This window comes from Microbacterium sp. HJ5 (assembly GCF_054824025.1).
Genome location: NZ_JSYE01000003.1, coordinates 18,006 through 31,778 on the forward strand (window position 1 = coordinate 18,006; position 13,773 = coordinate 31,778).

Annotated in this window: 13 protein-coding genes; 12 read left to right on the forward strand and 1 reads right to left on the reverse strand. The window is 69.8% G+C overall.

The window, feature by feature from the left end; all coding sequences use genetic code 11:
* Window positions 1-89 precede the first annotated feature (89 nt).
* The 11 genes from secY (at window position 90) to rplQ (ending at window position 9,170) form a co-directional block, all read left to right on the forward strand.
* Window positions 90-1,415 carry a preprotein translocase subunit SecY gene (gene secY / locus OB08_RS00830; RefSeq protein ID WP_461471130.1) on the forward strand — a complete coding sequence of 442 codons (1,326 nt, stop codon included), beginning with the start codon at window positions 90-92 and terminating at the stop codon, window positions 1,413-1,415.
* Window positions 1,412-2,005 (forward strand): adenylate kinase, encoded by a 594-nt coding sequence (locus OB08_RS00835; RefSeq protein ID WP_461471132.1) that lies wholly within the window; start codon window positions 1,412-1,414, stop codon window positions 2,003-2,005. Before secY ends, OB08_RS00835 begins: the two co-directional genes overlap by 4 nt.
* Before the next feature lie 4 nt (window positions 2,006-2,009).
* Entirely contained in the window at window positions 2,010-2,843 is an 834-nt protein-coding gene (gene map / locus OB08_RS00840; protein WP_461471134.1) for a type I methionyl aminopeptidase, read from the forward strand.
* 8 nt (window positions 2,844-2,851) lie between these two features.
* Window positions 2,852-3,541: a DsbA family protein gene (locus tag OB08_RS00845; RefSeq protein WP_461471136.1), complete on the forward strand. Its 690-nt coding sequence runs from the start codon at window positions 2,852-2,854 to the stop codon at window positions 3,539-3,541.
* A gap of 68 nt (window positions 3,542-3,609) precedes the next feature.
* Window positions 3,610-5,922 carry a choice-of-anchor A family protein gene (locus tag OB08_RS00850; protein WP_461471138.1) on the forward strand — a complete coding sequence of 771 codons (2,313 nt, stop codon included), beginning with the start codon at window positions 3,610-3,612 and terminating at the stop codon, window positions 5,920-5,922.
* Between the two features lie 152 nt (window positions 5,923-6,074).
* The gene (infA, locus tag OB08_RS00855) at window positions 6,075-6,296 is read left to right on the forward strand and encodes a translation initiation factor IF-1 (protein WP_018171468.1); all 222 of its coding nucleotides are present in this window, start codon (window positions 6,075-6,077) and stop codon (window positions 6,294-6,296) included.
* A 62-nt stretch (window positions 6,297-6,358) separates the two neighbouring features.
* Window positions 6,359-6,475: a 50S ribosomal protein L36 gene (gene rpmJ / locus OB08_RS00860; protein ID WP_005050492.1), complete on the forward strand. Its 117-nt coding sequence runs from the start codon at window positions 6,359-6,361 to the stop codon at window positions 6,473-6,475.
* 146 nt (window positions 6,476-6,621) lie between these two features.
* A complete protein-coding gene (rpsM, locus tag OB08_RS00865; protein ID WP_461471145.1) occupies window positions 6,622-6,996 on the forward strand; it encodes a 30S ribosomal protein S13 in 375 nt (124 codons plus the stop codon).
* A gap of 33 nt (window positions 6,997-7,029) precedes the next feature.
* Window positions 7,030-7,428, forward strand: a complete 399-nt coding sequence (rpsK, locus tag OB08_RS00870) for a 30S ribosomal protein S11 (protein ID WP_056117708.1) — start codon at window positions 7,030-7,032, stop codon at window positions 7,426-7,428.
* A gap of 146 nt (window positions 7,429-7,574) precedes the next feature.
* A complete protein-coding gene (locus OB08_RS00875; RefSeq protein WP_461471148.1) occupies window positions 7,575-8,564 on the forward strand; it encodes a DNA-directed RNA polymerase subunit alpha in 990 nt (329 codons plus the stop codon).
* A gap of 42 nt (window positions 8,565-8,606) precedes the next feature.
* Window positions 8,607-9,170, forward strand: coding sequence for a 50S ribosomal protein L17 (rplQ, locus tag OB08_RS00880; RefSeq protein ID WP_461471150.1), 564 nt, complete (start codon window positions 8,607-8,609; stop codon window positions 9,168-9,170).
* A gap of 264 nt (window positions 9,171-9,434) precedes the next feature.
* Here the strand turns inward: rplQ and OB08_RS00885 are convergent, their stop codons facing one another.
* Window positions 9,435-11,411 carry an acyltransferase family protein gene (locus OB08_RS00885; RefSeq protein ID WP_461471152.1) on the reverse strand — a complete coding sequence of 659 codons (1,977 nt, stop codon included), beginning with the start codon at window positions 11,409-11,411 and terminating at the stop codon, window positions 9,435-9,437.
* A gap of 182 nt (window positions 11,412-11,593) precedes the next feature.
* On the opposite strand from OB08_RS00885, the gene OB08_RS00890 reads away from it, so the two are divergent.
* Window positions 11,594-13,771 carry an adenylate/guanylate cyclase domain-containing protein gene (locus OB08_RS00890; protein WP_461471154.1) on the forward strand — a complete coding sequence of 726 codons (2,178 nt, stop codon included), beginning with the start codon at window positions 11,594-11,596 and terminating at the stop codon, window positions 13,769-13,771.
* The last annotated feature ends 2 nt before the right edge of the window (window positions 13,772-13,773 follow it).

Consider the following 13,773-nt stretch of genomic DNA (forward strand, 5'->3'; position numbering starts at 1 on the left):
GGGGTCGGAGCTTGCTCCGGCCCCCACTGGGTTACCCTGGACGTCGGCACGTCGCTGTGCGGGCCGGCATCCCCTCTGGAGGCATCCTCTTGTTCAGCGCCATCGCGCGGGTCTTCCGCACTCCCGACCTTCGGCGGAAGATCGCATTCACCCTGGCGATCATCGCCCTGTACCGCCTCGGTGCCCACATTCCGGCCCCGTTCGTGGACTTCCCCAACGTCCAGTCGTGCCTTTCGGCCTCGGCCGGCACGCAGGGCCTGCTCTCGCTCGTCAACCTGTTCTCAGGCGGCGCGCTGCTGCAGCTGTCGATCTTCGCGCTCGGCGTCATGCCGTACATCACCGCGACGATCATCGTCCAGCTGCTCCGCGTCGTGATCCCGCACTTCGAGACCCTCTACAAGGAGGGCCAGGCGGGCCAGGCGAAGCTCACCCAGTACACGCGCTACCTCACGATCGCACTTGCACTGCTGCAGTCGACGACCCTCGTGACGGTGGCCCGCAGCGGCCAGCTCTTCGGCACCACCGGCGTGCCTGAGTGCGAACAGCTCCTCACCAACGACGCGTGGTGGGCGCAGCTCCTCATGATCATCACGATGACGGCCGGCACCGGCCTCATCATGTGGTTCGCCGAGCTCGTCACCGAGCGCGGCATCGGCAACGGCATGTCGCTGCTCATCTTCACCTCGATCGCGGCGGCCTTCCCCGCATCGATGTGGGCCATCTGGCAGTCGCGCGGCTTCGAGGTCTTCCTCCTCGTGCTCGCCGTCGGCATCGTGGTCGTCGCACTGGTCGTGTTCGTCGAGCAGTCGCAGCGGCGCATCCCGGTGCAGTACGCCAAGCGCATGGTCGGGCGCCGCACCTACGGCGGCACCAACACGTACATCCCGATCAAGGTGAACATGGCCGGCGTCGTGCCCGTCATCTTCGCGTCGTCGCTGCTGTACATCCCGGCGCTCATCGCGCAGTTCAACATGCAGCCGAACGCCGACAACGAGATCCCGGGCTGGGTGTCCTGGATCCAGCAGTACTTCACCAACGGGGATCACCCGATCTACATGCTGGTGTACTTCCTGCTCATCGTCGGGTTCACCTACTTCTACGTCGCGATCACGTTCAACCCCGTCGAGGTCGCCGACAACATGAAGAAGTACGGCGGTTTCATCCCCGGCATCCGTGCCGGCCGTCCGACCGCCGAGTACCTCGACTACGTGCTGACGCGCATCACGCTGCCCGGCTCGCTGTACCTCGGCTGCATCGCCCTCCTGCCCCTCATCGCACTGGCCACGGTCGGCGCCAACCAGAACTTCCCGTTCGGCGGCGCCTCGATCCTGATCATCGTCGGTGTCGGTCTCGAGACCGTGAAGCAGATCGACGCGCAGCTCCAGCAGCGCCACTACGAGGGGCTGCTCCGATGACGCGCCTCCTCATCGTGGGTCCGCAGGGTTCGGGCAAGGGGACGCAGGGTGTCCGCATCGCCGAGGCCTTCGGCATCCCCGCCGTCTCGACGGGCGACGTCTTCCGCGCCGCGGTCGCCGAGGGCTCCGACCTCGGCCAGCAGGTGAAGACTGTGATCGAGGCCGGCGACCTGGTGTCGGACGAGCTGACGAGCGCGGTCGTGCGCGACCGTCTCTCGCAGCCCGATGCCCAGGGCGGTTTCCTCCTCGACGGCTATCCGCGCAACGTCAGCCAGGTCATGCACCTCGACGAGTTCCTCGAGGGCCGCGAAGAGGGTCTCGACGCGGTCATCGAGCTCAGCGTCCCGCGCGACGAGAGCATCTCGCGCCTGACGCTGCGCGCGCAGGAGCAGGGCCGCACCGACGACACCGAAGAGGTCATCGCGAACCGCCTCGGCATCTACGAGCGCGAGACGGCTCCGATCCTCGGCGTCTACGGCACGCGCGGCATCGTCGTCCAGATCGACGGCGTCGGCTCGCTCGACGAGATCACCGCGCGCATCGTGGCGGCGCTCGAGGCCCGCGGCATCGCCCGCGACGCCGCGGCCTGATCCCGTGTCGCTCCGCCGCTCGATCTACAAGACGCCCGCCCAGCTCCGGGCGATGGTGGAGCCCGGGCTCATCACCGCGGCAGCTCTCGAGGCGGCGCGGGGCTTGATCGCTCCGGGCGTGACGACGGGGGAGCTGGATGCCGCGGCATCCGCTCTCATCACCGGCCGTGGCGCGAAGTCGAACTTCCAGATGGTCCGGGGCTACCGGCACACCATCTGCGCCTCGGTCAACGAGCAGGTCGTGCACGGCATCCCCGGCGACCGAGCGCTCGAGCCCGGCGACATCGTCTCTATCGACGCCGGCGCCGAGTACAAGGGGTGGAACGGCGACTCCGCCTTCACCGTCGTGCTCGACGACCCGACCCGGCCCGAGATCGTCGCCGAGCGGCAGCGCCTGTCGGACGTCACCGAGGGCTCGCTGTGGGCGGGCATCGCCGCGCTCGCGACGGCGAAGCACCTGGGTGAGATCGGCGCCGCCGTCCAGGGGCACATCGAGGCGAACGAGCCGGGCTACGGCATCCTGCGCGAATACGTCGGGCACGGCATCGGCCGCAAGATGCACGAATCGCCGTCGGTGTTCAATTACCGCGTGTCCGATCCCGGGCCCGAGGTGCGTCCCGGTCTCGTGCTCGCCATCGAGCCGATGGTCGTGACCGGAGACCAGGCGACGTTCGTCGAGGACGACGGCTGGACCGTCTCGACGCTCGACGGCACGCCCGGCTCACACTGGGAACATAGCGTCGCCGTGCACGATGGAGGCATCTGGGTGCTGACTGCGCCCGACGGCGGCGCGGCGGGGCTCGCGCCCTTCGGCGTCACGCCGGCACCGATCGCATAGGAGACGTCATGGCCGAGGGTCCGCGCAAGGTCAACTGGTTCGCCATCTGGGTGAGCGCCGGGGTGGTCATCGCCCTCGTCCTCGCCGGCGTCCTGGTGGTGACGCTGAACAACCGCTCCGACGCCCCCGTCGCCGGGGAGACCCCGTCGGCTTCGAACATCGACGCCGACACCGGTGCGATCTTCGTGGGCGACGGCGAGAACAGTCTCGGCACCTACATCGACTTCATGTGCCCGGTCTGCAACCAGTTCGAGCAGGTGTTCGGCGAGGAGATCGAGGGGCTCGTCGACGACGGCACGATCACGCTCGCGATCCACCCGATCTCGATCCTCGATGCCCAGTCGCGGGGCACCGAGTACTCGACGCGGGCCGCCAACGCGATGTACTGCGTGGCGGTCGCGGATGCCGACGCCTCGCTGCCCTTCATGAACGCCATGTTCGCGAACCAGCCCCAGGAGGGCTCGAGCGGGCTCACCGACGACGAGATCATCGCGATCGCCGAGGGGGTCGGTGTCACGGGCATCGATGCGTGCGTGAACGACGGGCTCTACTCCGACTACGTGACGGCGATCACGGAGGAGACCCCGGTGCAGCCGGGCGCGGGCGGCATCGGCACCCCGACCGTCACGGTCAACGGCGAGGTCATCGCGAACTCGTCGCTGCCCGAGCCTGGGCAGCTCGCGACGCTGTTCGAGTGACCCCGCGGTCCGCCTCGATGCGGGCCCGCCTCGCGCAGTAAGCTTCCGATCAGGCGATCGGGGGATCCATGCGCTCACGAACCTGGGAGAAGACGCGCGGCACCGCACTGCTCGCCGCGTTCGGACTCGTGCTGGGCGCGGGCGTCGTCACGGCGGCACCCGCTCCCGAGCCTGCGGCGGCCGCGATCGGGGAGTGCCCCGAGGGCACGATCCCGGGGCCGGGCAACACCAACCCGATCTGGACCGACCAGAACGTCGCGATCTACGCGGGCGCCGACTTCCAGGTGCGTCAGGCCGCCGCCGAGGCGGAAGGCGTCGTGGTCGTCGCCGGAGACATGTCGGTCGACAAGACGCCGGGCGGGCGCTTCAATGTCGGCTGGGTGGGCGTGGGCTCGGCCGTGGTGCCTCTTCCGGGGACCACGATGCTCGCCGTCGGCGGCGACCTGAGCGTCGGCGCGCAGACCGTGCTCGACGTCGGTGCGAACGCGATCTCGGACGGCCAGCTGCTGGGCGGCGACGTGAGCGTCGGCGGTCAGTCCTTCCCCGACTACGAGGTCACCGGGCTGCGGTACGAGCTCAACAACGGCATGCTCACGCAGGGGATGGGTGCGGCGGCGATCGCGCCGTGGTCGACGTGGGGATCGCTGATCTCCGACGAGTCCGCCGGGTTCGCGGCGGAAGCGACGACGGGCACGACGACGGTGGGGGCGCTGCTCACCTTCACGGGCGACGGCACGTCCGACCCGCAGGTCTTCACGGTCGACGCGAGCGTGCTGGCCGCCAATCCCGGCATCGGATTCGCAGGCATCCCCGACGGAGCCGCGGTCATCGTCAACGTGACCGGCGGCCCGGTGACCTGGGCGCCGAACTACTTCGCGGAGGACGGCGTGCGCGCCGACGACCCGGCATCGCCGCTGTTCGGCGTCGTCGCCGCCCGCACCCTCTGGAACTTCGTCGACGCGACGTCGGTCCACATCGCAGGCTCGTCGCAGGTGCTCGGCTCCATCCTCGTGCCGGGCGCGAATGCCGACCCGTCCGCGCCGACGCTGCGCGTGACCGCGAGCACGAACGGCCGGCTCTACACGAACGGCACGATCCTGATGGACGGCGTGGGGAACGAGCACCACAACTATCCGTGGCTCGTCGCGCCGTTCGACTGCGTCCCCGAGATCACCCCGGCCGAGATCGGATCGATCACGGTCGAGAAGATCCTCTCGCCCGAGGACGCCGCACTGATCCCGCCTGGCACGACGTTCCACGGTCTGGTGACCTGCCCGGCCCCGGCAGGGGGCGAGCTCATCGTCGAGTGGGAGGCCGCGCCCGGCGAGACCACGACGGTCGAGGGGCTGCCGGTGGGGGCGGAGTGTGTGATCACCGAGACCGTGGGGGTGGTGTTCCGCGAGCGGCAGTCCGTCGGCGGCGGCTTCGACGCGACCCGGCTCTCCGCCTGGGACGCTCCGAGCTGGACGCTCAACGGCGATCCGGTGCCGGCGCCGGTCGAGTTCGTCGTGCCGTCGCCGGCCGACGAAGTGCAGCTGGCGTTCGCCGTGACGAACACGCTGGCGACGGGATCCTTCACGATCGAGAAGATCGTCGCCAACCCGGACGACGTCGCCTACACCGGAGGGTTCACGGGTGGATGGACCTGCTCGGCGGACCAGGACGGGGCGGCCGAACTGACGTCGGGCACGTGGGAGCTGATGGCGGGCGAGGTCACCGATCCGGTCGAGGTGGTCGTCGGGGCCTGGTGCCGCGTGACGGAGGTGCAGCCCGCCGACCCCGCCGCCGGGGAGTGGTCTGCGCCCGTCGTCACGCCCGGTGCGACGCAGATCACCGCCGGGTCGGCGGAGGAGCCGCTGTCCTTCACCGTCACGAACACGCTGACCGCGACGGTCGGGGCCTTCGTGATCGAGAAGGCCGTCGTCAATGACGACGATCTGACCTACGACGATTCCTTCACCGGGGCGTGGAGGTGCACGACAGGGCAGAACGGCGGCGACGAGCTGGCCGCCGGCACGTGGTCGCTCAGCGCCGGCACCACGTCCGACGCGTTCGAGGCACCGGTCGGCGCGTGGTGCTCGGTGACCGAAGCGACGCCCGCCGAGCCGGCGGCAGGCTTCTGGTCGGCGCCGGTGATCACGCCCGGCGCGACGCAGATCACCGCGGGGTCCTTCGACGAGCCGCTCGTGTTCACGGTGGTCAACACGCTTCTCCCCGACACCGACACCGGAGGTGAGGGCGGCGGAGACGGCGACGGCGACGGCGAGCTGTCCGCCACCGGCGGGGGTGTGCCGACGTGGCTCGTCTGGGCCGGGGCGGGGCTGCTCGTCGCGGGCGCAGCCGTGCTCGTGGTGCAGGTCGTGCGCCGGCGCCGCTCCTGAGCGCGGCCGGGGCTATCCGGCCCGCGGTTTGCCGAGGCATCCGATATCACGTATGCTTGATCTTTGGTGCGTTGCGCCTTCATCGGCGTGTCCGAGCACCACAAATCCCATCCACCGCAGACCGACCGGTCCGCAAAAGTGATAGCGAGCGTATGGCGAAGAAAGACGGTGTCATCGAGATCGAGGGCGTCGTGTCCGAAGCACTCCCCAACGCGATGTTCCGCGTTGAGCTGAGCAACGGACACAAGGTGCTCGCCACGATCTCCGGAAAGATGCGGCAGAACTACATCCGCATCATCCCCGAGGACCGTGTGGTCGTGGAGCTCAGCCCCTACGACCTCACCCGCGGGCGCATCGTCTACCGCTACCGCTAGACCGGTCGAGAAGTAACGCCCCGTGCTCCGGCGCGCCGGCGAAGACAGCGAAACAGGAAATCATGAAGGTCAACCCCTCCGTCAAGCCCATCTGCGACCACTGCAAGGTCATCCGCCGCCACGGTCGCGTCATGGTCATCTGCAAGTCGAACCCGCGTCACAAGCAGCGCCAGGGCTGATCGGATGCTGCGCCCCGGCGCAGCCCGAAGCCGACAACTGAACACATCAAAGGCAGGACCAGAACCCGTTCGCGGGGGACACCTCGGGCGGAGGCCCGGGCACCGGTCCTGCTCCACACCTCCACTCACTCCATAGGAGAAACCGCATGGCACGTCTTGCCGGCGTTGACATCCCGCGCGACAAGCGCGTGGTGATCGCCCTCACCTACATCTACGGCGTCGGCCGTACCCGCTCGAACGAGATCCTCAAGGCGACGGACATCGACGAGAACATCCGCGTCAAGGACCTCAGCGATGACCAGCTCATCGCGCTCCGCGACTACATCGAGGTCAACTACAAGGTGGAGGGTGACCTTCGCCGCGAGGTGGCCGCCGACATCCGCCGCAAGGTCGAGATCGGCTCGTACGAAGGCCTGCGCCACCGCCGCGGCCTCCCGGTGCGCGGTCAGCGCACGAAGACGAACGCGCGTACCCGCAAGGGCCCGAAGCGCACCGTCGCCGGCAAGAAGAAGGCGCGCTAAGGCGCGGCCCCCAGGGTTTAGGAGAGCAAGCACATGGCACAGGCCAAGACCGCTGCGCGCAAGCCGCGCCGCAAGGAGAAGAAGAACATCGCGCTGGGCCAGGCCCACATCAAGTCGACGTTCAACAACACGATCGTCTCGATCACCGACCCGTCGGGCGCCGTCATCAGCTGGGCGTCGTCGGGTGGCGTGGGCTTCAAGGGCTCGCGCAAGTCGACCCCCTACGCCGCAGGCATGGCCGCCGAGTCGGCCGCCCGCCAGGCGCAGGAGCACGGCGTCAAGAAGGTCGACGTCTTCGTCAAGGGTCCGGGCTCGGGCCGCGAGACCGCGATCCGCTCGCTGCAGGCCGCCGGCCTCGAGGTGGGCTCGATCCAGGACGTGACCCCGCAGGCCCACAACGGCTGCCGTCCCCCCAAGCGCCGCCGCGTCTGACATCCCGGAGCCGGGGCATCCTTCGGGATGCCCCGGCTACCGCACGCTTCGCGGATGCCTCGGCCCGAGGCATCCCTCGAGTAAAACTCAACACCTCACCCACCGCACGTGTCATATAGCGGGCACGTGATCGAAAGGAACACATAGTGCTCATCGCACAGCGTCCCACTCTGACCGAGGAGAAGGTCGGGGAGTTCCGCAGCCGCTTCGTCATCGAGCCGCTGGAGCCCGGCTTCGGCTACACGATCGGCAACGCGCTGCGTCGCAGCCTCCTGTCGTCCATCCCCGGCGCGGCCGTGACGTCGATCCGCATCGACGGCGTCCTCCACGAGTTCAGCACCATCCCGGGTGTGAAGGAGGATGTCACCGAGATCATCCTCAACATCAAGCAGCTGGTCGTCTCCAGCGAGCGTGACGAGCCCATCACGGCGTACCTGCGCAAGACCGGCTCCGGTGAGGTCACCGCCGCCGACATCTCGGCTCCGGCCGGTGTCGAGGTGCACAACCCCGAGCTCGTCATCGCGACCCTGAACGACACCGCGAAGTTCGAGCTGGAGCTCACGATCGAGCGCGGCCGCGGCTACGTGTCGGCGACCCAGAACCGCAACGAGTACGCCGAGGCGGGTCAGATCCCCGTCGACTCGATCTACTCGCCCGTGCTCAAGGTCAGCTACCGCGTCGAGGCGACTCGTGCCGGTGAGCGCACCGACTTCGACAAGCTCGTCCTGGACGTCGAGTCCAAGCCGTCGATCGCGCCCCGCGACGCCGTCGCGTCGGCCGGCCGCACCCTGACGGAGCTCTTCGGCCTGGCCCGCGAGCTCAACGTCGAGGCCGAGGGCATCGAGATCGGTCCGGCGCCGGTCGAGACCGTCCTCTCCAACGAGCTGTCGATGCCGATCGAGGACCTCGATCTGTCGGTCCGCTCGTACAACTGCCTCAAGCGCGAGGGCATCAACACCGTGTCCGAGCTCGTCGCCCTCTCGGAGACGCAGCTCATGAACATCCGCAACTTCGGTCAGAAGTCCGTCGACGAGGTGCGCGACAAGCTCGTCTCGCTCGGCCTGTCGCTGAAGGACTCGGTCCCCGGGTTCGACGGCGCGCACTTCTACGGCGGCTACGACGACGAGACCGTCTGAGTACCGGTACCCGACCGACTTTTCACACTGGAGTAACTGAGAATGCCTAAGCCCACGAAGGGTCCCCGCCTCGGAGGCGGTCCCGCACACGAGCGCCTGCTGCTTGCGAACCTCGCCGCCGCGCTGTTCACGCACAAGTCGATCAAGACGACCGAGACCAAGGCCAAGCGCCTGCGTCCGCTCGCCGAGCGCCTGATCACGTTCGCCAAGCGCGGCGACCTGCACGCGCGCCGTCGCGTGCTGTCGGTCATCGGTGACAAGGAAGTCGTGCACGTCCTGTTCACCGAGATCGCGCCGCTCGTCGCCGAGCGCGAGGGTGGCTACACCCGCATCACCAAGGTCGGCAACCGCAAGGGCGACAACGCGCCCATGGCCGTCATCGAGCTCGTCCTCGAGCCCGTGACGCCGAAGGCGAAGTCGGCCAAGAAGTCCGCCGCGAAGGCTGCTCCGGTCGCCGAGGAGGCCCCGGCCGAGGCTGAGGCCGAGGAGACGCCCGCCACCGACGAGGCCGCCGACGCCGGCGCCGAGTCGCCCGAGGAGGGCGCCGCCGCCGAGGCTGCCGCCGAGGAGGCCGTCGAGGCCCCCGCCGAGGAGAAGTCCGAGTAATCGGGCCGCCGGGCGCAGCCGCCCGGCACGTCTCGACCCCGTCGAGGCCACCCTTGCACCGCGAGACCCGCGTGCCCTTCGGGGCCGCGGGTCTCGCTGCGTCTCCGGGGCAGTGGGGGCCGCGAGACGTCATGCGCGCATGGGGTCGATGAGCCCACGTCCTGAGGCGAGGAGTTCGCGCGGATCGAGGATGCTGCGGCGCGATCGATCCTCGTTCCGCGAGACGTCCTCGTTCGGCGGGGTCCGACGACAAGCCCGCCGGGACTACTCGGCGAGCGGCTGCGGCCGCCGCGAGAGGTTCTCGTACAGCCGCAGCTCGCGCGCGTACTGCTCCTTTGCGCGTTCGCGCTCGATGCGTACGATCGAACGGGCGACGGTCTCGGCGAAGACCGCGCCGCCCTCGGCGCCGGGATGGATCGCGTCGCCCGCCAGCAGGTCCGTGCGCGGCGCGATGGCTGCTGCCCAATCGGCGACGACGACGCCGGGGTGCGCGTCGGCGAAGGCCGCCAGGTCGGCGTTGACGCCGGCGATCCAATCCCGCGGAGCGAAGGCGTTCACGAGGATGAGGTGCCGGTCGGGACCGGCGATCTCGGCCATGCGCTCGAGCGCACCGGGGTCGACCGGTCCGTTGGTGCCGAGGGCGACGACGACGTAGGGGCGCAGTTCTCCGGCGGCCGCGAGCTTCTCGAGGAGGGCCGGACCCGCCCACGACGAGCGCGAGACCTCCGCGTCGACCTGGATGCCCGGGAGCCGCTCGAACAGCGCCGGCACGGATGCGAGCATGACGGAGTCTCCGACGGCGCTGACCTCCGCACCGACGACTTCGGTGGGGCTCGGCATCGGCGACGGCTTCGCGCGGAGGTCACGGAGGCCGGACGCCGCCGGTCTCGGATCCGCTGCGGGCGCCGAGACGGCGGGCGTCGGGGGCGGCGTGGGTTCGGGTGAGCGGGTCGCACGGTCGAGGGCCGCCTGTCCGGCGGCGACCACGGTCTCGCCGGTCGACTCCGCGGGCGCCGCGGCGATCGCAGCCGATGTGCCTCCGAGCACGATCGCCCCGGCGGCGGCCACGCCGAGAAGTCGCAGGCGGCCGCGTGCGCCGGCGCGGCTGAGATCGCGCAGGCGCACCAGCGACGCCCGGAACCCGAGGCGGCGCACCGGCGTCTCGACGAAGCGGTACGAGAGCTCCGCGGCGACCAGCGTCACCGCGAGCACCCCGATCCCGGTGGCGACCGGCACCTCGGCGCCGAGCGCCGGCGCCGACGCCATGGCGAGCACGAGCAGGGGCCAGTGCCACAGGTAGAGGCCGTACGAGCGGTCCCCGATCCAGCGCAGCGGCCGGTCGAGCGCAGGTCCGAACCACGAGCCGGGCCACACCCCGGCGACGATCGCCGCGGCGGTGAGGACGCTCGCCACCAGGAGCGAGCCGGGGAACGCCGCGCCACCGTCCGCCGACGGCAGCGACGCGACCACGCCGATGCCGACGACGGCCGCGATGCCGAGGCATCCGCTCACCCGCCGTGCCACGGGCCCGCCGACGGGTCCGGGCCCGCCCGCCGGCCGAGAGAGCAGCGGCGCGAGCACGAAGGCCAGCGCGACCCCGAGGAGGATGCCGAACGAGTGCGTGTCGGTGCCGAAGTACCCGCGCGTCGGATCGGCGCAGCCCGCGATCACGCCGCCCATCCAGACGGCGGAGGCGGCGGCGAGGGCGAGCGCCGCCGCCGCGCGCGCCGCGCCCCGGGGGATCAGGAGGAACAGCGGCAGCACGAGCGGCCAGACGACGTAGAACTGCTCCTCGACCGACAGCGACCAGAAGTTGCGGTAGAGCTCGGGCGTCGTGCCCTCGAAGTAGCCGGTGCCGGCGCCGATCGCGATCCAGTTGTAGCTGAAGGTCAGGGCCCCGAGCACCTGCTGTCCGAGGCGGAGCAGGATGTCGCCACCGATGACCCAGGCGAGGGTCGAGCACACCGTCAGCACGAGAGCCATGGCGGGCGCGAGGCGACGGGCGCGGCGCTTCCAGAACTCGCCGAGGCGGATGCGGCCGCTCGCGTCGTGCTCGCGCAGCAGAAGACTCGTGATCAGGAAGCCGCTGATGACGAAGAACACGTCGACGCCCACGAAGCCGGCGGGCAGCACGGCGGGAGGAAAGAGGTGGTAGCCGATCACCAGGGTGACGGCGATCGCGCGGAGTCCATCGAGGCCCGCGTAGCGGGCTGGGGGAGCGGCAGGCACAGTCGACGTCATGAGTTCTGTATGGGGGAGAGGCCATTGTACTTCGGCGCCGGAGGGCGACCGGGAGTATCAGGGCGCGTCGCGGGCGGCTCTACCGGGCGGGCGAGCGCTGCCGCTAGTCTTGGCGCAACCTCGCGCAGGCGGGGCCATGGGGATTGCTTTCCTGCGCCGGACCGGTGCAGGGGGGAGACGAGTTGTCCGAGCAGACGACGCCGACAGCGGCACCCGCGGAGTGGGTGGGCACACCGCGCGCTCGCCGACGCGCCGGCCTGTCGATCTACTCCATCCTCCTGATCATGCTGCTGTCGGTCAGCGTGCTGTCGAGCATCGTCGTGGGCATCATCGGCTACGTCAACGGCACCGAGGCGCTGCGCACGATCGCGTACGACAAGCTCGTCGAGATCCGCGAGAACCGCTCGCGCGAAGTCGCGCAGCTGTTCGGCTCGATCGAGAACGCCGTGCGCCTCAGCGCGATGAACGAGACGAGCAGGCAGGCCGCACGCGAGTTCACCGCCGCCTTCCGCGAGCTCGAACAGCAGGAGACGGATGCCTCGTCCTCCGCGCAGGTGGACGCCTACTACCGCGACGTCTTCGCCGCCGACCTCGCCGAGGCGACGGGCGAGTCGGTCGACGGCTCGACGTTCGCGCCGAAGGACGCCGCCCAGCGGTATCTCCAGTACCACTACGTCATCCCGTACGACAACTGGGAGGACGCCATCGTCGCGAGCGACGCCGGCGACGGCAGCTCGTGGTCGCAGGCGCACGCCCGCTACCACCCGTACTACCGCGCGATGACCGAGCTGCAGGACTTCGAGGACGTCCTCATGCTCGACACCGAGGGCAACGTCGTCTACACGGCGTTCAAGGGCGTCGACCTCGGCACCAACCTCTTCGACGGCCCGTACCGGCTGTCCAACCTCGCCGTCGCATACCGCGCGGTGATGGACCGCAACATCGTCGACGACGTCGTGATCGCGGACTTCGCCCCGTACAGTCCGAGCCTCGGCAACCCGGCCGGCTGGGCGGTGACGCCGATCGCCGACGGCGGCGAGGTGATCGGCGCGCTCGCGATCGAGCTGCCCATCGATCGCATCAACGACGTCATGACCGTCGGCGGCGAGTGGGCGATGAACGGGCTCGGCGCGACCGGTGAGACGTACCTGGTGGGCCGCGACCTGCTGATGCGGTCGATCTCGCGGCAGCTCGTCGACGACCCGGAGGCCTACGAGTCGGCGGCCGTCGCGGCCGGCCTCGCGCCCGAGACGGCAGCGCTCAGCGTGCAGAACGGCAACACCCTGATGCAGCAGGCGATCTCGGGCGAGGCGGTCACGCGCGCGCTCTCCGGCGAGGACGGCGCGCTGCTCGAGCGCGATTATCTCGGGCGCGACAGCCTCATCGCGTTCGCACCCCTCAACGTCGACGGCTTGAACTGGGTGATCGTCGCGCAGGAGACCTCCGCCGAGGCTCTCGTCCCCGTCGAGGACTTCACGCGCAACCTCATCCTGTCGACGGCCGGCATGATCATCTTCGTCTGCCTCCTCTCGCTCGTGCTCGCCCAGGTGTTCGTCCGTCCGCTGCGTCGACTGAAGTTCGCCGCGCAGCGCATCGCGGCCGGAGACGAGGGCGTCCAGGTGGACGCCGGGTCGAGCGACGAGCTCGCCGACGTCGCCAACGCCTTCAACGACATGAGCCGGAGCCTGCAGGTCAAGTCGCACCTGATCGAGGAGCGGGAGAAGGCGAACGAGCAGCTGATCCTGTCGTTCATGCCCGAGGGCATGGCGAACCGGTACAAGCACGGCGACGACGCGATCACGCAGGACAGCGACGACGTCACGGTCGTCTTCGCCGACATCGTCGGGTTCGAGGAGCTCGCCCTCTCGATGTCGTCCGACGAGGCCATCGCCCGCCTGAACGACCTGATCCGCACGTTCGACGAAGCGGCAGAGCGGCACGGCGTGGAGCGGGTGCGCACCACGCGCCAGAGCTATCTCGCCAGCTGCGGCCTGGCGACGCCGCGCGTGGACAACGCACGCCGCGCGGTCGAGTTCGCCCTCGAGCTCGACGCGATCCTGGAACGGTACTCCACGCAGCAGGGGGTGAAGCTCGACCTGCGGGCGGGCCTGGACTCCGGCCGGGTGACCAGCGGACTCATCGGCCGCGCCCGCGTCGTGTACGACATGTGGGGGGATGCCGTGAACTTGGCCTTCCGCGTGCAGGGCGACTCCGATGAGCCGGGCATCTACGTGACCCAGCGGGTGGCGGACCGCCTGCCGGACTCGATCCCGATCCACCCTGCCGGCGATGTCGACACGCAGAGCGGCGTGCAGCGCGTCTGGAAGGTCGAGGCCCCCGCGATCGTCGTGGAGGGGTGAGG

What these genes read in the sequence shown, in the direction of transcription:
- OB08_RS00835 (WP_461471132.1), top strand. Translation starts at nt 1,412, where the DNA reads ATGACGCGCCTCCTCATCGTGGGTCCGCAGGGTTCGGGCAAGGGGACG.
- OB08_RS00845 (WP_461471136.1), top strand. Translation starts at nt 2,852, where the DNA reads ATGGCCGAGGGTCCGCGCAAGGTCAACTGGTTCGCCATCTGGGTGAGC.
- OB08_RS00850 (WP_461471138.1), top strand. Translation starts at nt 3,610, where the DNA reads ATGCGCTCACGAACCTGGGAGAAGACGCGCGGCACCGCACTGCTCGCC.
- infA (WP_018171468.1), top strand. Translation starts at nt 6,075, where the DNA reads ATGGCGAAGAAAGACGGTGTCATCGAGATCGAGGGCGTCGTGTCCGAA.
- rpmJ (WP_005050492.1), top strand. Translation starts at nt 6,359, where the DNA reads ATGAAGGTCAACCCCTCCGTCAAGCCCATCTGCGACCACTGCAAGGTC.
- rpsM (WP_461471145.1), top strand. Translation starts at nt 6,622, where the DNA reads ATGGCACGTCTTGCCGGCGTTGACATCCCGCGCGACAAGCGCGTGGTG.
- rpsK (WP_056117708.1), top strand. Translation starts at nt 7,030, where the DNA reads ATGGCACAGGCCAAGACCGCTGCGCGCAAGCCGCGCCGCAAGGAGAAG.
- rplQ (WP_461471150.1), top strand. Translation starts at nt 8,607, where the DNA reads ATGCCTAAGCCCACGAAGGGTCCCCGCCTCGGAGGCGGTCCCGCACAC.
- OB08_RS00885 (WP_461471152.1), bottom strand. Translation starts at nt 11,411, where the DNA reads ATGACGTCGACTGTGCCTGCCGCTCCCCCAGCCCGCTACGCGGGCCTC.